Genomic DNA, 290 nt, shown 5'->3' with positions numbered 1-290 from the left:
CATCCCAAGAAACTCCTGACTGAGATCCAAGCTCATTCATTTTCTTATTTGCATCAACAAAAGCATATCCTTTTGAAGCTGCTGCTGCTTTAATTGTCACATTATAAGCATCAATAGCCGTATTGATTTCTGTAATTTCAGATGGAATTAAAATATATTTATCTGCAAATGGATAAGAAACCCCTTTTGCCGAAAGAGCAGCTAATGCAGTCGGTTCTGTTTTACCAATTTCAGACTTAGTTGTTAGAGGAACCAAGTCTCCTGCTTTTGCCTGTCTAGCCTGCCCATAA

The 290-nt window shown here is 37.9% G+C and carries 1 protein-coding gene; it reads right to left on the bottom strand.

Going from position 1 to position 290, the window contains the following annotated elements; genetic code table 11:
• Positions 1-290 (bottom strand): hypothetical protein (locus SOM16_RS23110; protein ID WP_320466358.1); only part of this gene is annotated, 290 nt, incomplete at both ends.

It is taken from the genome of Pedobacter sp. CFBP9032 (genome assembly GCF_034045265.1).
GTDB lineage: Bacteria > Bacteroidota > Bacteroidia > Sphingobacteriales > Sphingobacteriaceae > Pedobacter.
The sequence above is the reverse complement of the archived record's forward strand: the minus strand, read 5'-3'. Positions and strand labels throughout refer to the sequence as shown.